The sequence below is a fragment of the Tabrizicola sp. M-4 genome (assembly GCF_051132405.1).
Taxonomy (GTDB): domain Bacteria; phylum Pseudomonadota; class Alphaproteobacteria; order Rhodobacterales; family Rhodobacteraceae; genus Paragemmobacter.
Genome location: NZ_CP128606.1, coordinates 370,124 through 387,928, shown reverse-complemented (window position 1 = coordinate 387,928; position 17,805 = coordinate 370,124). Strand labels below are relative to the sequence as shown.

General features: G+C 66.2%; 21 protein-coding genes. 7 read left to right on the top strand and 14 right to left on the bottom strand.

Translation table 11 applies throughout. The features are described 5' to 3' along the window. Positions 1–206: 206 nt before the first annotated feature. Entirely contained in the window at positions 207–1,151 is a 945-nt protein-coding gene (gene hemC / locus TabM4_RS01995; protein WP_434617672.1) for a hydroxymethylbilane synthase, read from the bottom strand. Between the two features lie 74 nt (positions 1,152–1,225). Between hemC and TabM4_RS01990 the strand changes: the two genes are divergently transcribed. From TabM4_RS01990 to TabM4_RS01980, 3 genes are read left to right on the top strand one after another with little or no spacing between them, the layout of a single operon-like run. After that, complete coding sequence (locus TabM4_RS01990) at positions 1,226–1,540, top strand: hypothetical protein (protein ID WP_434617670.1); 315 nt, start codon at positions 1,226–1,228, stop codon at positions 1,538–1,540. Continuing rightward, positions 1,537–2,577, top strand: a complete 1,041-nt coding sequence (gene hemE / locus TabM4_RS01985) for a uroporphyrinogen decarboxylase (protein WP_434617667.1) — start codon at positions 1,537–1,539, stop codon at positions 2,575–2,577. Before TabM4_RS01990 ends, hemE begins: the two co-directional genes overlap by 4 nt. Position 2,578: 1 nt before the next feature. Then, positions 2,579–3,481 carry an EamA family transporter gene (locus TabM4_RS01980; protein WP_434617664.1) on the top strand — a complete coding sequence of 301 codons (903 nt, stop codon included), beginning with the start codon at positions 2,579–2,581 and terminating at the stop codon, positions 3,479–3,481. A gap of 1 nt (position 3,482) precedes the next feature. Here the strand turns inward: TabM4_RS01980 and TabM4_RS01975 are convergent, their stop codons facing one another. The 3 genes from TabM4_RS01975 to hemF form a co-directional block, all read right to left on the bottom strand. Then, the gene (locus TabM4_RS01975; protein WP_434617661.1) at positions 3,483–4,187 is read right to left on the bottom strand and encodes a hypothetical protein; all 705 of its coding nucleotides are present in this window, start codon (positions 4,185–4,187) and stop codon (positions 3,483–3,485) included. A 184-nt stretch (positions 4,188–4,371) separates the two neighbouring features. Continuing rightward, on the bottom strand, positions 4,372–4,725 hold the full coding sequence (locus tag TabM4_RS01970; protein ID WP_434617658.1) for a hypothetical protein: 354 nt from the start codon (positions 4,723–4,725) through the stop codon (positions 4,372–4,374). Between the two features lie 48 nt (positions 4,726–4,773). Beyond that, positions 4,774–5,634, bottom strand: a complete 861-nt coding sequence (gene hemF, locus TabM4_RS01965; protein WP_434617655.1) for an oxygen-dependent coproporphyrinogen oxidase — start codon at positions 5,632–5,634, stop codon at positions 4,774–4,776. A gap of 112 nt (positions 5,635–5,746) precedes the next feature. On the opposite strand from hemF, the gene TabM4_RS01960 reads away from it, so the two are divergent. Then, complete coding sequence (locus tag TabM4_RS01960; protein WP_434617653.1) at positions 5,747–6,142, top strand: hypothetical protein; 396 nt, start codon at positions 5,747–5,749, stop codon at positions 6,140–6,142. Between the two features lie 3 nt (positions 6,143–6,145). On the opposite strand, the gene TabM4_RS01955 is transcribed toward TabM4_RS01960, so the two are convergent. The 4 genes from TabM4_RS01955 to clpS form a co-directional block, all read right to left on the bottom strand. Then, positions 6,146–6,952: an SDR family NAD(P)-dependent oxidoreductase gene (locus TabM4_RS01955; protein WP_434617650.1), complete on the bottom strand. Its 807-nt coding sequence runs from the start codon at positions 6,950–6,952 to the stop codon at positions 6,146–6,148. A 10-nt stretch (positions 6,953–6,962) separates the two neighbouring features. Beyond that, the gene (locus TabM4_RS01950; protein ID WP_434621884.1) at positions 6,963–7,949 is read right to left on the bottom strand and encodes a class I SAM-dependent methyltransferase; all 987 of its coding nucleotides are present in this window, start codon (positions 7,947–7,949) and stop codon (positions 6,963–6,965) included. 126 nt (positions 7,950–8,075) lie between these two features. Beyond that, the gene (locus TabM4_RS01945) at positions 8,076–8,795 is read right to left on the bottom strand and encodes a class I SAM-dependent methyltransferase (RefSeq protein ID WP_434617647.1); all 720 of its coding nucleotides are present in this window, start codon (positions 8,793–8,795) and stop codon (positions 8,076–8,078) included. A gap of 160 nt (positions 8,796–8,955) precedes the next feature. Beyond that, positions 8,956–9,234, bottom strand: coding sequence for an ATP-dependent Clp protease adapter ClpS (gene clpS / locus TabM4_RS01940; RefSeq protein ID WP_434621882.1), 279 nt, complete (start codon positions 9,232–9,234; stop codon positions 8,956–8,958). Positions 9,235–9,460: 226 nt separating this feature from the next. Between clpS and TabM4_RS01935 the strand changes: the two genes are divergently transcribed. The 3 genes from TabM4_RS01935 (at position 9,461) to TabM4_RS01925 (ending at position 12,731) form a co-directional block, all read left to right on the top strand. Further along, positions 9,461–10,168, top strand: coding sequence for an HAD family hydrolase (locus TabM4_RS01935; protein ID WP_434617644.1), 708 nt, complete (start codon positions 9,461–9,463; stop codon positions 10,166–10,168). Between the two features lie 190 nt (positions 10,169–10,358). Then, complete coding sequence (locus tag TabM4_RS01930; protein ID WP_434617642.1) at positions 10,359–12,053, top strand: serine hydrolase; 1,695 nt, start codon at positions 10,359–10,361, stop codon at positions 12,051–12,053. Between the two features lie 3 nt (positions 12,054–12,056). Next, positions 12,057–12,731, top strand: a complete 675-nt coding sequence (locus tag TabM4_RS01925; RefSeq protein ID WP_434617639.1) for a fumarylacetoacetate hydrolase family protein — start codon at positions 12,057–12,059, stop codon at positions 12,729–12,731. Between the two features lie 108 nt (positions 12,732–12,839). Here TabM4_RS01925 and ccoS read toward each other — a convergent pair whose 3' ends face one another. The 6 genes from ccoS to TabM4_RS01895 form a co-directional block, all read right to left on the bottom strand. Next, entirely contained in the window at positions 12,840–12,998 is a 159-nt protein-coding gene (gene ccoS / locus TabM4_RS01920) for a cbb3-type cytochrome oxidase assembly protein CcoS (protein ID WP_165046423.1), read from the bottom strand. Between the two features lie 7 nt (positions 12,999–13,005). Further along, positions 13,006–15,228, bottom strand: coding sequence for a heavy metal translocating P-type ATPase (locus tag TabM4_RS01915; protein ID WP_434617636.1), 2,223 nt, complete (start codon positions 15,226–15,228; stop codon positions 13,006–13,008). 4 nt (positions 15,229–15,232) lie between these two features. Next, the gene (locus TabM4_RS01910; RefSeq protein WP_434617633.1) at positions 15,233–15,697 is read right to left on the bottom strand and encodes a FixH family protein; all 465 of its coding nucleotides are present in this window, start codon (positions 15,695–15,697) and stop codon (positions 15,233–15,235) included. A 1-nt stretch (position 15,698) separates the two neighbouring features. Beyond that, positions 15,699–17,117 (bottom strand): cytochrome c oxidase accessory protein CcoG, encoded by a 1,419-nt coding sequence (ccoG, locus tag TabM4_RS01905; RefSeq protein WP_434617630.1) that lies wholly within the window; start codon positions 17,115–17,117, stop codon positions 15,699–15,701. Positions 17,118–17,240: 123 nt separating this feature from the next. Next, positions 17,241–17,519: a helix-turn-helix domain-containing protein gene (locus TabM4_RS01900; protein WP_434617627.1), complete on the bottom strand. Its 279-nt coding sequence runs from the start codon at positions 17,517–17,519 to the stop codon at positions 17,241–17,243. Then, positions 17,488–17,796: a BrnT family toxin gene (locus TabM4_RS01895; RefSeq protein ID WP_434617624.1), complete on the bottom strand. Its 309-nt coding sequence runs from the start codon at positions 17,794–17,796 to the stop codon at positions 17,488–17,490. Before TabM4_RS01895 ends, TabM4_RS01900 begins: the two co-directional genes overlap by 32 nt. Between the last annotated feature and the right edge of the window lie 9 nt (positions 17,797–17,805).

Here is a 17,805-nt window from a genome sequence, read left to right as displayed (position 1 = left end):
CGAGACAACCCCGAGACAACCCCGAATTTTCGCAGAAAATTCGTCACCACGATTTTTCGCAGAAAAATCGCCCCCGAGTCGCGGTCATGGTTAACGCCGCGCAAAGCCACCGTGCGTATGCACAGTTTGCGGTACGGTTTACGGCACAACCGCCTGCACCGCCAAGATTGCGGATATCCGGGAATTAACTCAGCGCCCGCAACCCCTTAGCGCCAGCTGAAGAACCCTGCGGGCGCCCGCCCCAGCAATTCCTCCGCCAGATCCCGCCCCAGCGCCGCCGCCTCCGAAACCCCGCCCCGCCGCTCTCCGGTGATCGACTCGCTGCCATCGGGCCGCAGGATCTCCCCCCGCAGCCAAAGCGCCTCGCCCTCGATCACCGCCAGCCCGGCGATCGGCGTCTCGCAGGAACCGTCCAGCCGCGCCAGCATCGCCCGCTCCGCCGCCAGCCGCACCCCGGTCGGCCCGTCGTGGATCGCCGCCAGCATTCCCGCAACCCGTTGATCCGCCTCGCGTCTTTCCACGCCAATGGCACCTTGCGCCACAGCGGGCAGCATCTCCTCCGGCGCAATCGCGGACCGCGCGACATGGGCCATCCCCAGCCGGTTCAGCCCCGCCATGGCAAGGAAGGTCGCCACAGCCACCCCCTCTTCCAGCTTGCGCATCCGCGTCTGCACATTGCCGCGGAACTCCACCAGCTTCAGATCCGGTCGCCGCAGCGCCAGTTGCGCCCGCCGCCTCAGGCTGGAAGAGCCGACAACCGCCCCCTTCGGCAACTCCGACAGCGACGCCACCCCCGGCGAAACGAACCCGTCCCGCACATCCTCGCGCGGCAGGTAGCAGTCGAGTATCAACCCCGAAGGCTGCACCGTCGGCATGTCCTTCATCGAATGGACCGCAATATCTATGGCCCCTTCGAGCAACGCCTCCTCTATCTCGCGTGTGAACAGCCCCTTGCCGCCGATTTCCTTCAGCGGCTTGTCAAGGATCTGGTCCCCGGTGACCTTGATCACGACGATCTCGAACGCATCCTCCGGCAGGCCAAAGGCCCCCATCAGGCAGCGCCGCACCTCATGCGCCTGCCACAGAGCAAGGGGCGACCCACGGGTTCCGATCTTCAAGGGCTGGGCGGGGGAGGGGAGCGGATTTGTCATGCACCAAGGCATACAACTGTCATCTTTACCTGACAACTCTTGACAAGACCCCGCCGCCAGCCGACGCATGGGTCATGACGCCGCTCTATGCCCTCGCCCTTGCCGCCTCGGCCCTCCTGCTCGCCATCGCCCACCGGATGGAAGCGGGCGCCATCCGCCAGCGGGTCACGGGGGCGAACGGCCTCACCCTTCTCGCCGCCTTCATCACCAGCGCCACCGCCACCCTCCCCCTCGCCGCCATCGCATGGTGGGTGCAGGGCGCCTTGGCGGCGGCCGCCACGCTCCTTTTCTCTGCCCTCTGGCACCTTGCCGCATGGCGCTTGTCGCTGCGCCACCTGCAAGCCCTCATCGCCCGCAGCACGGGCGACAGCACGAAAGCCACCCCATGACCGCCAAGCCCGAAAAGACCATCCTCCGCGCCCTCGCAGGCGAAACCCTGCCCACCCCGCCGATCTGGATGATGCGTCAGGCGGGCCGCTACCTGCCCGAATACCGCGCCACCCGCGCGCAGGCGGGGGATTTCCTGAAACTCTGCTACAACCCTGATCTTGCAGCAGAAGTCACCCTGCAACCGATCCGCCGCTACGGCTTCGACGCGGCGATCCTGTTTGCCGACATCCTTCTGCTGCCGCAGGCGCTCGGCCCGGAACTCTGGTTCGAAACCGGCGAAGGCCCGCGCATGCAAACCACCACCACGATGGATCAGGTTCGCGCCCTGAAACCCACCGAGGCCATCCACGACACCCTCTCCCCCGTCTACGAAACCCTGCGCATCCTGTCGCGCGAACTGCCTCGCGAAACCACCCTCATCGGCTTCGCCGGCGCGCCGTGGACCGTGGCCACCTACATGATCGCCGGTCGCGGAAGCAAAGACCAAGGCGCGGCCCACGCGCTCAAGAACACCGACCGCGCCACCTTCGCCGCCCTCATCGACCGCATCACCGAGGCCACCGTCGAATACCTCTCGGCACAGGTGCAGGCGGGGGCAGAGGTCGTCAAGCTCTTCGACTCATGGGCCGGATCTCTGAAAGGTCAGGACTTCGAGGATTTCGCCGTCAAACCCGCCGCGGCCATCATCGCCGCGATGAAACAACGCCACCCCGGCCTGCCCATCATCGCTTTCCCGCGCGAGGCAGGCGACGGCTATGTCGGCTTCGCACGGAAAACCGGGGCGGACTGCGTCGCCATCGACAATTCCGTCACCCCCGAATGGGCCGCCGCGAATGTGCAACCCGCGGGCTGCGTCCAAGGCAACCTTGCCCCCGAACACATGGTCACGGGCGGGGAAGCCCTCATCCGCGAAACCCGCCGCGTGGTGGATGCCTTCCGCAACGGCCCCCACATCTTCAACCTCGGCCACGGCATCACCCCCGATGCCAACCCCGACAACGTGCAACTGATGATCGACACGGTGCGCGGGGCCTGACATGACGCTTCCGCTCTGGGTTTGGGCCGCCCTCTTGGGCGCCATCGCCCAGACCGGGCGCAACGCCACGCAGGCGGGGCTGACCACCGCCCTCGGCACGGTCGGCGCAACGCAGGTGCGCTTCCTCTTCGGCCTGCCCTTCGCCGCGCTCTTCCTTGCCTGCCATGCCCTCTGGACCGCAACGCCCCTCCCCCTGCCCGGCCTTGCGACGCTGGGCTGGACGGCGCTCGGCGCTTGGGCGCAGATCGCGGGCACGGCCCTCATGCTCCTCCTGATGCAGGACCAGAGCTTCGGCGTTGCCACCGCATGGCTCAAGACCGAACCGGTCCTCGTGGCCCTGCTGGGCGTCGCCCTCCTCGGCGACCACCTCACGCCCGGCACCATGGCGGCCATCGCCATCGCCACCACCGGCGTCCTGATCCTGTCGGTGAAACCCGGCCCCGGCCTCGGCCGCTTCTTCCACGCCCGCCCCGCCACGCTCGGCCTGCTGTCGGGCTTGGGCTACGGCCTTGCCGCCATCGGCTTTCGCGGCGGCATCACCGCGCTCCCGTCCGGCGATTTCCTCACCCGCGCGCTGACCACCCTCACCCTCGCGCTGGCGATCCAATCCGCGACCCTTCTGATCTGGCTCGCCCTCTTCGACCGCGCCGCACTGCGCGGTTCCTTCCGCGTCTGGCGCCAATCCCTCGCCGCGGGCTTCCTCGGCGCCTTCGCCTCGGCCTGCTGGTTCACCGGCTTCTCCCTCACCTCCGCCGCCAATGTCCGCACGCTGGCACTGGTGGAAATCCCCTTCGCCCAACTCGTCGCGCGCCTGCATTTCAAACAAAAGACCACCCCGAGACAGTATCTCGGGATGGCCGTCATCCTTGCCGGCGTCGCCGCCCTGCTCTTGCAGCAGGCCTAGGTCACAGGCCGGGGATAAGCGCGAACTGGCTGCGCTGCCCGAAGGTCGCCTTGCCGCCGCCAAGCTGGAAATTCAGCCCCACGCCCACGAACGGCTCGCTGATCGAGTTGGTGCCGTCATCGAACCGCGCAGAGCCCACCTCGGCAAAGACCGTGGTGCCCTGACCCAGCGCATGGATACCCTTCACACCGATCCGCGTGGCGTCCAACTGTCCGTCGTAATCGGCGTTGTCCGCCTTCACGCCAAGGCCCCAGGTCGGGTTAAGCTCGAACAGGGCCTCCGCCCCGATGATCGTGCCGGTAACGCCCGCTTCCTTGCCGCGCGCACCATAAACCTCGAAGCTGCCGGCGCCAAAGGACTGGCCATATTCGATACCGTAGAAATCGTCCGATTGCCCCCCAGCGGAATCGACACCTAGAAACAGGCCCAGCGACCCCTGCGGATGCACGTCATAGATGCCGTGCAGCACGACATTCCCGCCCTCGACACCAATCAGGCCGAATCCGTAAATGCCCAGATCAAGCTGCACCGAGGCGCGGTCCCCGATCCCAAACTCGAAGGACCCGGTACCCGAAAGCGTGTTCAGCGAGGTGTCGCTGGTAAACGCCGAATAGCCCAAGGTGATGTCACCCTTGAATTCCTGCGCCGTCGCCATGCCGTTGAAAAATGCCACCCCAAGGGCGGCCGCAAAAAGCTGCCGTTTCATGTCTGTAACTGCCTCGATGTCGTTTTTGTTTATTAACGCGACCCTAGGTCGCAATGGGCGGAGGCGACAAGGAAAAACTTTGTCATCAGACACATCTTTCGTGCATCGGTGCGATGCAAGCGATTGCGATTCCTGAAAAACCTTGCATCGTTCCGCCGCCACCGTGTCCGGGCGGCCACGGAAACTAACCCATCAACCCCCGCAGCACCGCCAGCGCCGCCTGCCCGTCGGCATCCTCGGCCGCCACAAAGACAGCCACCGTCGCCACCATGCCCAGCTTTGCCTGCATCGCGGGGCGGATCGTCACGACGAACCCCTCGGGCGAAAAGGCCACCCCCTCCACCGCATCCTTCGCGGCGAAGATCTCGTCCGAAACCTCCAGATACAGCCCCTTGCGGTCCCCCGGACGGCCCTCGAAGATCACATAGCCATCCTCCGGGTCCTCGCTCGCCGCGAAACCCACGGCATGCTCCCCGCCCTCGGTATCGGCCCAGAAGGCCCGCGCCCTGATCTCGATATCCGCCGCGTTCCCGCCCATGTCAGCACCCTTTCGCCACGTCGCGCGCCCCTTACAGGCAGCGCGGGGTCAAGTCCACTTGGCAATCGGCGGCAGGCTCATCAGGACGGCATTGGCATCATGCCCCGTTTCAAGCCCGAACTTGGTGCCCCGGTCGTAGACAAGGTTGTATTCCGCATAAAGCCCGCGATGGATGAGTTGCGCCTCGCGGTCCGCCTCGGACCAAGGCGTGTTCACCCGCCGCTCCGTCACGGGCACGAAGGCGGGCAGGAAATGCCGCCCCACATCCTGCGTGAAGGCGAAATCCGCCTCCCAATCCCCGGTGTTCAGGTCATCATAGAAAATGCCGCCCACGCCCCGCGCCCGGCCCCGATGCGGCACGAAGAAATACTCGTCCGCCCATGCCTTGAACTTCGGATAATAGCCCGGATCGTGCAGGTCGCAGGCCGCCTGCATCTGCCCGTGGAAATGCGCCGTATCCTCGGCATATTCGATCGCCGGGTTCAGGTCCGACCCTCCCCCGAACCACCACGCATGCGGCGTCCAGAACATCCGCGTGTTCATATGCACCGCCGGCGCATGCGGGTTCACCATATGCGCCACCAGAGAAATCCCCGATGCCCAGAACCTCGGGTCGCGGTCCATCCCCGGCACGCCCCGGGCCGCCATCGCCTTCTGCGCCCGCTCGCCCAAGGTGCCATGCACCTCGGACACGTTGACGCCCACCTTCTCAAACACGCGCCCCCCGCGCATGACGCTCATCAACCCGCCACCGCCATCGGCGCGCGTCGTCGGCGTCACCTCGAACCGGCCCGGTGCGCCCGTCCCGAACCGATCCTCCAACCCCTCGAACCCCGCGACGATGCTGTCGCGCAATTCCCGGAACCAAGCGGCGGCACGCGCCTTGCGGGCATCGAACTGGTCGGTCATCTGTCTCTCCAAGTTGACACTTCCATGCCTAGCACCGCGCATCGCCCGCGCCAACATGGCATTTGGCATCCCCCCTCCCCCGCGCTATCACGGGACCAACACGGAGAGTTCCATGCGCCGCCTTGCCCTCTTCTCCCTCCTCGCGCTCACCGCCTGCGGCACACCGCAGGAACAATGCATCAACCGCAACACCCGCGATCTGCGCACCATCCAGCGTCTGGTGGACGAAACGCAGGCCAACATCGCGCGCGGCTATGCGATCGAGGAATACACGGTCTACGTCCCCGTCTGGCAGATCTGCGACATCCCCGTGCAGACCGATCCGAACCAGCCGCCCCCACCGCCGCGCTATTGCTTCGAACAAGAACCCGAAACCCGCACCCGCCCCAAGGCCATCGACCTCCGCGCCGAAGGGGCCAAGCTCGACAGCCTCCTCGAACGCCGCGACCAACTCGCCCGCGCCGCGGAACCCGTCATCGCCCAGTGCAAGGCGCAATATCCCGAATGACCGTCAGAAGGACGGGGCCGCCACCACATCCAGCAGCCCCCGCCCGCCATCCAGCGTCAGGACCTGCCCCGTCATGAATCCCGACGCGTCGCTGGCAAGGAAATGCGCCGCCTCCGCCACCTCGTCGGCGCTCGCGATGCGGCCCAGCGGCGTGCCCGCCTCCACCACCTCGCGCCAATCCGGATTCTCGCGCAGCGCCCCCTGCAGCGAGGCGCTCATCACGCTGGCGAAGGATACCGCATTCACCCGTATCCCCTTGGGCGCCAGCGCCACCGCCAGCGACCGCGTCATCTGCTCCACCGCCGCCGAACTGATGGAATAGGCCAAGAGCTGCGGCTGCGTCCGCACCGCCGCCAGCGACGACAGGTTGATGATCGCCCCGATCATCCCCTCCGCCCCGGTCTTCTCCGCCTTCTGGATCATCCGCTTCGCCGTCATCTGGCTCAGCCGCAGGCTCGTCATCACATTCTGTTGCCAAAGCTCCTCGACCGCATCCCCCTCGATGTCCAAGGGGTCGGACAGCGCGCATTGCCGGCTGGCATTCACAAGGATGTCGATCCGGTCAAAAGCATCCACCGTCGCCGAAAGCAGGTTGGCAATCGTCAGCTTCTGCCGCAAGTCGCCCGCGAACATGCGCACCTGCCCCTCGGCCCGCGCCTCCTCGCCCACCTCGTTCTCCAGACGCGTCTCGTCCATGTCGGCGAACATCACATTCGCCCCCCGGTCAAGAAAATGCCGCGCGATGGCAAGGCCGATGCCATTCGCCGCGCCGGTCACGATGGCCGTCTTGCCCGAAATCGAAAAGCTCATCCCGTTCCCCTTACCGCGCCCGCACCGGATAGGCGGCCCGCGTCACCCGGAAAGCGGCATCGCCGCCAATCTCCTGCACCTCGCGGAACAGGACCTTCAGCGCGCGATCATAGGGCAGGTGGCGGTTCGCGACCAGCCACAGCACCCCATCCGGCGCCAAGGCGCGCGCCGCGGCGCCGATGAAGGCCAGACCCAGCGCCGGATCGGCATCCCGCCCCGCATGGAAGGGCGGGTTCATCACCACATGCTCCATCAGCTTCGGCAGCCGCACCGTCGTCGCATCGGCCCAGTGGAACTCCGCCCGCGCATCCGCCACATTCACCCGCGCACAATCCAGCGCCTCGGCCTCCGCCTCCACCAGATGGCATTCCCTCACACCTTCGCGCGCCAGCACGGCCCGCGACAGATACCCCCACCCGGCCCCGAAATCCGCGACCTTCCCCTTCATCTCGGCAGGCAGCGCGGCGGTCAGCAGCGCCGACCCCCTATCCACCCCATCCGCGCTGAAGACACCCGCCACCGTGCGGAAGCCCTCAACCTCGGCAGGCTGCGCACGCCACGCCTCCAGCCCCGGCCCCGCCGGAAAGACCGCGATCTTCCCATGCGCCTTGGAAAAGACCTCCGAGAGCGCCACCCGCCCCCGCAAGTCCTTCAGCATGGCATCGATGCCATCGGTCTTCTGCCCATCCACGGCCACGGGTCCCCCCGGAACGACGCAATCCGCCGCCTCCGCGATCAGGGCCTGCCCCTGCGCCCGCGCCCGCGGCAGGCAGACGACCGCCGCCGCATAGCCCCCCCCGGCCCGCGTCACCACGGCATAGCCCCGCCCCGCGAACCAGTCGGCATCCGGCTTGAACCCCGTGACCACCTCGACCCGGTCCTTCGGCAGGGCCGAAAGGTCATCCCCCACGCGCGGCCGGATCACCGCGATCCGCCCCTCGGGCGGCAGGGGCCAAAGCCCCGCCTCCAGCGCCTGTTCCAACCGCGCAGACCGCATCGCCATCCCCTTCGCAAATCGCCGCGCACCCTAGGCGGAGGGCGACGGAATGCCAATACAATCATCGTTTCTGGAGCTTAGGGCGCTGAGCCCGGTCAAGGGGCGAACGCCCCGTCCGGCCGCAGGTCACGACCTGTCGGCACCCGCTGTCGGCCGACACAGGAAACCGATCGAAGGGGAAAGGAACCGGGGGACGAGTTGGCTCGGGGAACAGGTATATCCCGTAATCCGCACGTTCTGCCGCAGCGTCGCCGCCAGCCACCGCCAGTCGAAACCGATATGGCCAGTTCCATGCCTAGTCACATCATCAAGCCTGTATATGGCTGCGGAAAAAGTCTCAGCCCAAGTATATTCCTTGTGCCGCACATACCCCATCAGCCAAGATCCGACATTCTTGACAAGGATGGCAGGGCCAACCTCATTCGGCACGGTCACGTACAGAACCTTGAAGTTACACGCCGCGATCCGCTCGCACAGTCGTACGACGATGGGCTCGGGGATATGCTCGAATGACTCAAGGCCGATGATCAGATCGGCATCCTGCAGGATGTCCCAATGGTCCTGCACAAACCCCTGCACGATCTTGAAATTCGCCTTGTGCCCATGCCGCTCCGAAACGACCCTGCAGAACTCTTCAAGTGGTTCGATCCCGACATAGTCAAAGTCGGACCGAACTTCGGAAATAACCTCAAAGCTCTTTGCTGTCCCGCATCCAATATCCACCACCTTGATCGGTCCACGCAGTTCCGGAAGCTGGCAGACCGTTCTCAGGTTCTTGTATCGGGTGGTATGAAGGAATCTCGTGATGGAATTGAAGCCGAGCGTTCTTTCGTACGTCGTATCCATCAAACCAATCCCCCCGTGCAACTTGGCCGCAACCAATCCAGCATGCCGGAAGGAGACAGGAGACTAGCAGCAGAAATCAATCAAAATTAACGTTCGCGATGGCACGGCAACGCTGTCGGAACGGTCTAGCCTGCAAACAGCCGAGAATTGTGGCGAAGGATCACTCCTTCTCCATCGTGCACTGCAGCGGATGCTGATGGCGCCGCGCGAAATCCATCACCTGCGCCACCTTGGTCTCTGCCACCTCGAAGGAGAACACCCCCACAACCGCCAGCCCCTTCTTATGGACCGTCAGCATGATGTCGAAGGCCTGCGCATGGCTCATGCCGAAGAACCGCTCCAACACATGCACCACGAATTCCATCGGCGTGTAATCATCGTTCAGCAGCATCACCTTGTACATCGGCGGCCGCTGCGTCTTGGCCTTCGTCTTGGTCAGGACGCCCGACTCGTTCCCGGACCTTGCGGCGTATCGGACATGCTCACGGGCGTCAGGCTCACAGGACGAGAACTCCGCTCTCTGAAAGGGATTCGGACTTTGGATGACAATCCGCAATATAGACCAATCTGCAAAAGGGAAAAGGCCCCCGGACACCTTGCCCTGCCCGCACCCCGCTTGCAGGCCGCGTGCCAGCACGGCACAACGCCGTGAAAGGAGTGCGCCCATGCCCGCCCACAGCCGCATCACCACCATCGGCTTCGACGCCGACGACACGCTCTGGCAGAACGAATCCTTCTTCCGCCTGACGCAGGACCGCTTCACCGCGCTTCTGGCCGACCATGCCGAACCCGACCACCTGCATGACCGCCTCCTCGCCGCCGAACGCCGCAACCTCGGCCATTACGGCTTCGGCGTGAAGGGTTTCACCCTGTCCATGATCGAAACCGCCATCGAAGTCACCGAGGGCCGCGTCCCCGCCTCCGTCATAGCCGAGATCATGGCCGCCGGGCGCGAGATGCTGGAACATCCCATCGAACTCCTCCCCCACGCGCAACAGGCTGTGGAAGCCCTCGCCGACTCCCACCGCGTCCTCCTCATCACCAAGGGCGACCTTCTGGATCAGGAAAGGAAACTCGCCCAATCCGGCCTTGGCGATCTCTTCCACGGGGTGGAGATCGTCTCACACAAGACCGCCGCCGCCTACGGGCGCATCTTCACCCGCCACGGCGATGGACCCGACCGCGCGCTGATGGTCGGCAACTCCCTCAAATCCGATGTCATCCCCGTGATCGAGGCAGGCGGCTTCGGCGTCCATGTGCCGCATGGCCTGACATGGGCGCTGGAACATGCCGATCCGCCGGAAGGCCATCCCCGCTTTGCCGCGCTGCCGGACCTCGGCCACCTCCCCGATCTGGTGTTCCGCCTCGGCTAGGCCACAACTTATAGGGCCAACCCGCATCCCGTACACCGCGCCCCATCCCTTCGGATGCCTAAGCTTCACCCTGAAAGTCATTGAAATTCGGGGGTTTTCCGTACAACCGCCTTATGCTAACGTCACCGCTGAGCAATAAGCCCCACCCAAAAAATCGGGGCGATCGAGGCAGGAACAAGGAACCGGCGACGTGGCATCGCTTCTGGGGCATCATGCCCGCTTCTTGGCATTCTGGTTGGTCGCGGCCTTTGCCGCGCTTCTGGCGTCATCCCCCCTCAAGGCGGCCCCCTATGCCGCCATCGTGATCGACGCCCGCTCCGGCGAGGTGCTCTATGCCGAAAACGCCGATACCCGCCTGCACCCGGCCTCGCTGACCAAGATGATGACCCTCTACATCGCGTTCGAGGAAATCCAGCGCGGCAACATCTCGCTCGACACGATGGTGACGGTCTCCAAACATGCCGCCGCCCAGCCGCCCTCGCGCCTAGGCCTGCGGGCGGGGCAGAAGATTTCCCTGCGGAACCTGATCCGCGCCGCCGCCATCAAATCCGCCAACGACGCCGCCGCGGCCATCGGCGATGCCATCGGCGGCAACGAAGCCAATTTCGCCAAACGGATGACCCGCACCGCCAAGGCGCTGGGGATGTCGAACACCACCTTCCGGAACGCCCATGGCCTGACGGCCGAAGGCCATCTGTCCACCGCCCGCGACATGACGATCCTCGGGCGCCACCTGTTCTATGACTTTCCGCAATACTACAACCTCTTCTCCCGCCGTTCCGTCGATGCGGGCATCGCCACGGTGAACAACACCAACCGCCGCTTCCTGGATGCCTATGAGGGTGCCGACGGCATCAAGACGGGCTACACCGTCGCCGCGGGCTTCAACCTCACCGCCTCCGCCGAACGCGGCGGCAAGCGGCTGATCGCCACCGTCTTCGGCGGCAAATCCACCGCCGACCGCAATTCCCGCATCTCCAAGCTCCTCGACATGGGCTTCGGCAAGGCCCCGCGCAACGCGCCTGTCAACCCGCCCAACCCGCCCGCCTATCAGGGCGGCGAGGAAATGCTGGTCGCCGACACGGACCTGCCCGAAGTCGCCGATGGCGCGGGCAAGACCGTCCGCGTCTCCATGCAGATTTCCTCCTCACCCCGCCCGCTTGCCCGTCCGGGCAGCGCGGCCCCGCCGCCCGCCGAAACTGTCGTCGCCACCGCCGAGGCGGTGACCGCCATGCAATCGGGCATCGAAGGCGCCCTCGCCGCCGCCCTCGCCGGCGAAGAGGGGCTGGAGGCTCAGGCCTCCGAACTGGCACAGGCCGCAGCCCCGCCCACCCGCACGCTGGCCGTGGACGATGTCGAACTGGCCTCCGCCGGCACCACCGCCACCGCAGCCCTGCCCGATGCCGAAACCCTCGCCGCCGCGATGGAAGGCACCGCGCCCCTGCCACGCCCCGATGCCCCCCCGGCCGACGCCGCAACCGGCCCGGAAGGCGAGGCCGAATTCATCCCCTTCCAGGTCGTCTCCGCCGGGGCCGTTACCTCCCCCCGTCCCGCGAAACGCAACGCGCCGATCTATGACGAGGTCGCCCTTCCCGCCCCCGACGAGGATGAGGCAGAACCCGAGGTCGTCCTCTCCGTCTCCACCTCCGGCGACAGACATTGGGGCGTGACAATCGGCAGCTATCCCAGCAGCTTCGACGCCGAACGCGCTCTGCTGAAGACCCAGCTTGTCGAAAGCGCCACGCTGAACGGTTCGCTACGCAAGGTGATGCGCCGCAACGGCGCCTTCGACGCCACCTTCGTGGGTCTCACGCAGGATCAGGCCGATCTCGCCTGCCGCCGCCTTCAGGCCCGCGCGATCCAGTGCTTCACGATGGGGCCGTAGGGCGTGCCCGCACTCCCCCCCGTCCCGGCCCCCGTCACCCTGCCCATCCACGGCAGCGACCGCCGCTTCCCCGTCCGCCGCATCTTCTGCGTGGGCCGCAACTACGCCGAACACAGCCGCGAAATGGGCGGCGACCCCACACGCGAGGCGCCCTTCTTCTTCACCAAACCCGCCGATGCGCTGGTCACGTCCGAAAGCACCATCCCCTACCCGCCCCGCACCGCCGACCTCCACCACGAGGCGGAACTCGTGGTGGCCATCGCCACGGGCGGGCGTGACATCCCGGAAGATCAGGCCCCCGCCCATATCTGGGGCCATGCCGCCGGCAACGACCTCACCCGACGCGACCTGCAGGCCGAGGCAAAGGCCGCCCGCCGTCCGTGGGACATGTCGAAAGGCTTCGACAATTCCGCCGTGATCGGCGCGCTGGTCGAGGGTCCGCTGGCGGATGCCCCCATCACCTGCACCGTCAACGGCCGCCTCACGCAATCGGCGCGCCTCTCCGACATGATCTGGTCCGTGCCCGAGATCATCGCCCATCTCTCGACCTATGTGGACCTCCGCCCCGGCGACCTGATCTTCACCGGCACGCCTGCCGGCGTCGGCCCCATCGCGCGCGGTGAAACCTGCACCGTCGCCATCGGCGACCTGCCCCCCGCGACCATCACCATCGCCTGAACCGGCCAACCCCGTCCCGGGCCTGACCCGGGACCTCCCCCAACCGCCCCGATACTCAACGTCCCGTAGGCCCCGGATCAAGTCCGGGGCGGGGTCACGCAAAACACGTCACGGCTTCGGCCGGTCGTCCCAATCCTTGGTCAGGATGCGGTTCGCATCCCCTTCGGGATCATCGAACTGCTTCGTCTTCATCGCCCAGAAGAACGCAGCCAGCCCCAGCCCGCCCAGAAACAGCGACACTGGGATCAGGAATGTCAGGATCGCCATACCGCCCTCACTTCAACCGCAGCGCATTCAGGGAAACCGTGATGGAAGACAACGACATCGCCGCCGCCGCCGCAAGGGGAGTCGCCATCCCCACCAAGGCCAGCGGAACCGCGATCACGTTATACCCAGCCGACACGGCGAAATTCTCCACGATCCGCCGCGCCGCCTGACGGCTGATCCGCAACGCGTCGCCGATGGGCGCCATGTCCTGCCCCAGCAGCACGATGTCCGACGCCACCCTTGCCGCATCCAGCGCACTCGCGGGCGAAATCGACACATGCGCCGCCGCCAGCGCCGCCGTATCGTTCAACCCGTCCCCCACCATCAGGACGCGATGCCCGGCCTGCGTCAGCCCGGTCACAGCCGCCGCCTTTTCGGCGGGCAGCGCGCCCGCCGTCCAGTCCTCGATCCCCAGCCGTGCCGCAAGCCCCGCCACCGCGCCCTGCGCGTCGCCGGAAATCAGCATCACGCGCAATCCCTGCTCCCGCAGGCTCGCCACCGCCTCCGCCGCGCCGGGGCGCAGGCTGTCGGCAAAAGTGAAGGCCCGCGCCGACCCCTCGCCGGTGCAAAGATAGGTGGCCGTCGTGTCCACAGGCTCGGAACCGCACCATTCCGCCCGCCCAAGGCGCACGCGGCGGCCCTTCCAGACCCCCTCCACGCCATAGCCCGGCACCTCGCGCAACTCCTCCACCCGCGCGGGCGCGATCCCCGCTGCGCGCGCCCCGGCCACCAAAGCCTGCGCCAGCGGATGCGAAGACGCCGCCGCCAGCGCCGCCGCCACCTCCACCGCCGCGCGGGGATGGTCGCCAAGGTTCGTCACCGCAGGCGCACCCATGGTCAGCGTCCCGGTCTTGTCGAAAACGACCGTATCCACCTCGGCCATCCGCTCCAGCGCCGTGCCGTGCTTGATCAGCAGACCCTTGCGGAACAGCTTCCCGCTCGCCGCCGTCACCACCGCAGGCACGGCCAATCCCAGCGCGCAAGGGCAGGTGATGATCAACACGGCGGCCGAGATATTGACGGCGAACCGCAGGTCCCCCCCCGTCTTCCACATCCAGAACCCGAAGGCCCCGAAAGACAGGATATGCACCAGCGGCGAATACCACCGCGCCGCCCGCTCCGCCAACGAGGTATAGCGCGTCTTGGCACTCTCCGCGACCGCCACCAGATCGGCCATCCGATGCAGGCTCGAGTCCCGCCCCGCCGCCGTCACCCGCACCACCAGCGGCCCGGTCAGGTTCACCTCCCCCGCCGAAACCACCGTGTCGGGCCCCGCGAAGACAGGCAGGCTCTCCCCCGTCAACAACGACCGGTCAAGCTCCGACTGTCCCTCCGCCACCACGCCATCCACCGGCATCCGGCCGCCGGGGCGCACCCGCACCAGATCGCCCATGGCAACCTCGGCAATCGGCAGCACCACCTCCGCCCCGTCGCGCAGCACCACCGCGCGCGGCACTTCCAGCGCCGCCAATTCCTCCGCCGCCGACCGCGCCACCGCCCGCGTGCGATGGTCCAGATACCGCCCAGCCAGAAGGAAGAAGGACAGCATCACCGCCGCGTCGAAATAGGCGTGATGCCCGCCCTTCCACGTCTCGAACAGCGAAATGGAAGAGGCAAGGATCAGCGCAAGACTGATCGGCACATCCATCCCCAACCGACCGACACGCAGAGAAGCCCAAGCGCTGCGAAAGAAAGGCTGCCCCGCGAACACCACCGTCGGCAGCGCAATCGCGGCGGAAATCCAGTGGAACAGGTCCCGCGTCGCATCCCCCGCCCCCGACCAGACGGCAACCGACAGCAGCATGACATTCATCATGCTGAACCCCGCCACACCCAGCCGCATCAGAAGATCGCGCCCCTGCCGGTCCGTCTCCGTCGCGCTCAGAAGGCCAGGGTCCAGCTCATGCGCCTCATAGCCCACGCCCTTCAGCACCCCGATCAGGCCATCGGCCGTCACATCGGTATCCGCCTCCACCGACACCCGCCGCAGCGTCAGGTTCACCCGCGCGCTGCGCACCCCCGGCACCGCCTGCACGGCGTTCTCCACCGTCGAGATACAGGCCGCGCAATGCGCCGTGGGCAGCGACAGCATCAGCCGCGCGCCCTTCTCCTCTGCCGCCGCCGCCGCGATGGCCGCCGCACTCGGCGCCGCCACGCAGGCCGGGCAGGCCGAGGCCGTCACATGCTCCGGCTCGGCCATGGCACCGGACAGGGGCGCGGAAATCGTCATGCCCTTACCCCTGCACCTGATCCATCACGAAAAGTTCCAGCCGCTGCCGGAACAGCGTCCCGTCCGTCGCCACCGCCTCCACCTTCAGCATCCACTTCCCCCGCGCCAGCGCCAGATCCGCCTCCCAGACCCCCGCCACCCGCGTCAGGACCGGCCGCTGGTCGTCATTCGAAGCCGTCGTCCGCCCCACCAGCACATCCAGCGACCGCACCGCCGCAGGCAGACCCTCCGCATCCGTAAGGCGCAGCGTCAGACGTCCGTCGCGATACTCCGGCACCGCCGTCCAGCCCAGCGCCTGCTGCGCCTTCCGCTCGGCATCGAAGGTCTGGCTCGCGATATAGCCGTTCGCCACCTCCAGCCCCGGAAAGGTCCGCACCGCCTGCACCGCCATCACCACATTCACCGCGATGATGATCCCGAAGGCCCCCACGGTGATCGCCAGCACATGCTTGCCCGTCAGTTCCGCCATCTCAGTCATCCTTCCCGTTGAAGACGGTATCATGCGCCACCCGATCCCGTCCCTCCGTATCCGCCACCCAGATCCGAACCTCCGTCCGGTCCTCGGTCGCCGCCGCACTTCCCGGTGCCGCCTCGATATAGACCCGCTGCTGCAGCGTCTCGTTCGCGGGCACCCGCACCAGCGCATCCTCCGATCCCTCAAGCTTCAGGACCATGGGCTCTTCCGCCGTGATCGAGATGCTGAAGAACGCGTCATCCCCCGTCTTGTTCCGCAGCCGCAGGTCATAGGTGTTGCGGATCGTCCCGTCCGACAGCGTCACGAAGGTGGGGTTGCGCACGGGGCTCACGTTCACGTCGATATCTGACCGCAGGAACAGCGCCACCACCAGCGCCACCCCCACCCCGGCCCAAAGCGTGGTGTAAAGGATGGTGCGCGGACGGAACACATGTTTCCACACGCTCTTGGGCGCCTTGCCCGCCCGCTCCCGCACCTCGTCGGTCAAGGCCAGATAGCCGATCAGGTCGCGCGGCTTGCCGATCTTGTCCATCATGTCGTTGCAGGCATCGATGCACAGCCCGCAGGTTATGCAGGCAAGCTGCTGGCCGTTCCGGATGTCGATCCCCATCGGGCAGACATTCACGCAGGCCTTGCAGTCGATGCAATCGCCATTGCCCGCAACGTCCTGCTTGCCCCGCGGCTCGCCCCGCCATTCCCGGTAGGCGATGGTGATCGTGTCCTCATCCATCATCGCCGCCTGAATCCGCGGCCACGGGCAGGCATAGATGCACATCTGCTCCCGCGCGAACCCGCCGAAGGCAAAGGTCGTCGCCGTCAGGATCAGCATCGTCGTATAGGCGATGGGATGCGCGTTCCCCGTCACCAGATCGACGGCCAGCGTCGGCGCATCGGTGAAATAGAAGATCCACGCCCCGCCCGTCGCCAGCCCGATCAGGAACCACAGCGACCATTTCACCGCCCGCTTCCGGATCTTCTCGCCATCCCAGCCCTGCCGATGCAGACGGATGCGCGCATTGCGATCCCCCTCCACCCAGCGCTCGACAAGGATGTAAAGATCCGTCCAAACCGTCTGCGGGCAGGCATAGCCGCACCACACCCGCCCCGCGGCCGATGTGAACAGGAACAGCCCCAGCCCCGCCATGATCAGCAGACCGGCCACGAAATAGAATTCATGCGGCCAGATCTCGATCATGAAGAAAAAGAACCGCCGGTTCGCCATGTCGATCAGAACCGCCTGATCCGGCAGATGCGGCCCCCGGTCCCACCTGATCCACGGCGTGAGGTAATAGATGCCCAGCGTCACCGCCATGATCCACCACTTCAGCGTGCGAAAGTTCCCCTTCACCCGGCGCGGAAAGATCGGCTCGCGCGCGGCATAAAGGCTCGGCGGTTCGGTATCGGGGCTCGTCACGGCACTCTCCCACGGGATTCGACAGCCCCGGTATCCCGCGCCGGGGCGACCCGCACCTTGACATGCATCAAACCGTCATCCCCGATGCAGCTTTGTCGCAGGGGCGCGCAGCCTGAACTGCTGTCACGCGGTCGCTTCGATCACCAGTTCAGGATGCCGCGCAATCACGCGCATATATGCCATGGCAAAATCAGGCGGTGTCGCCCGTGCCTGTTCCCAATCACGCAACGTCCCGACCGGAACATGAAAGCGCTGCGCAAAAGCAGCCTGCGAAAGGCCCAGCGCCAACCGCGTCCGCCGCACCAGACGCGCGCGAAGCGCCCGCTCCATCGCGCGGCCAGAGACATCGAAATCCGCCTCATCCAAAGGGTCAGAGGTCAGAATGATAGGCTCGCTCTTCACCTGAATTGCTCCTTCGCACGGAAATGAACCGCGGCTTTCCCTCCCGCCAGACGAACACTGCGGTGAACAGCCGCCCTTCGACCGATCCGATCACCTTGAACCGTTCTTCTCCATCGATCACGCGGATGGACGGGATGACAAGATGTTCCGCATCTTCGAAAACGCGCGCCCCGAAGGCCAGTGACAGCCCATGCTTCGCAAGATTGGCAGCGTCCTTGACCGGATCAAAATCACTCATCACGACTGCAAAAATACGGAAATCCCGTATAAATGTCAAGCTCCGCCC

What these genes read in the sequence shown, in the direction of transcription:
- ccoS (WP_165046423.1), bottom strand. Translation starts at nt 12,998, where the DNA reads ATGGCGATCCTGACATTCCTGATCCCAGTGTCGCTGTTTCTGGGCGGG.
- TabM4_RS01945 (WP_434617647.1), bottom strand. Translation starts at nt 8,795, where the DNA reads ATGGATACGACGTACGAAAGAACGCTCGGCTTCAATTCCATCACGAGA.
- hemE (WP_434617667.1), top strand. Translation starts at nt 1,537, where the DNA reads ATGACCGCCAAGCCCGAAAAGACCATCCTCCGCGCCCTCGCAGGCGAA.
- TabM4_RS01975 (WP_434617661.1), bottom strand. Translation starts at nt 4,187, where the DNA reads ATGAAACGGCAGCTTTTTGCGGCCGCCCTTGGGGTGGCATTTTTCAAC.
- TabM4_RS01955 (WP_434617650.1), bottom strand. Translation starts at nt 6,952, where the DNA reads ATGAGCTTTTCGATTTCGGGCAAGACGGCCATCGTGACCGGCGCGGCG.
- TabM4_RS01980 (WP_434617664.1), top strand. Translation starts at nt 2,579, where the DNA reads ATGACGCTTCCGCTCTGGGTTTGGGCCGCCCTCTTGGGCGCCATCGCC.
- hemF (WP_434617655.1), bottom strand. Translation starts at nt 5,634, where the DNA reads ATGACCGACCAGTTCGATGCCCGCAAGGCGCGTGCCGCCGCTTGGTTC.
- hemC (WP_434617672.1), bottom strand. Translation starts at nt 1,151, where the DNA reads ATGACAAATCCGCTCCCCTCCCCCGCCCAGCCCTTGAAGATCGGAACC.
- TabM4_RS01960 (WP_434617653.1), top strand. Translation starts at nt 5,747, where the DNA reads ATGCGCCGCCTTGCCCTCTTCTCCCTCCTCGCGCTCACCGCCTGCGGC.
- TabM4_RS01910 (WP_434617633.1), bottom strand. Translation starts at nt 15,697, where the DNA reads ATGGCGGAACTGACGGGCAAGCATGTGCTGGCGATCACCGTGGGGGCC.
- TabM4_RS01950 (WP_434621884.1), bottom strand. Translation starts at nt 7,949, where the DNA reads ATGCGGTCTGCGCGGTTGGAACAGGCGCTGGAGGCGGGGCTTTGGCCC.
- TabM4_RS01935 (WP_434617644.1), top strand. Translation starts at nt 9,461, where the DNA reads ATGCCCGCCCACAGCCGCATCACCACCATCGGCTTCGACGCCGACGAC.
- TabM4_RS01915 (WP_434617636.1), bottom strand. Translation starts at nt 15,228, where the DNA reads ATGACGATTTCCGCGCCCCTGTCCGGTGCCATGGCCGAGCCGGAGCAT.
- TabM4_RS01990 (WP_434617670.1), top strand. Translation starts at nt 1,226, where the DNA reads ATGACGCCGCTCTATGCCCTCGCCCTTGCCGCCTCGGCCCTCCTGCTC.
- TabM4_RS01970 (WP_434617658.1), bottom strand. Translation starts at nt 4,725, where the DNA reads ATGGGCGGGAACGCGGCGGATATCGAGATCAGGGCGCGGGCCTTCTGG.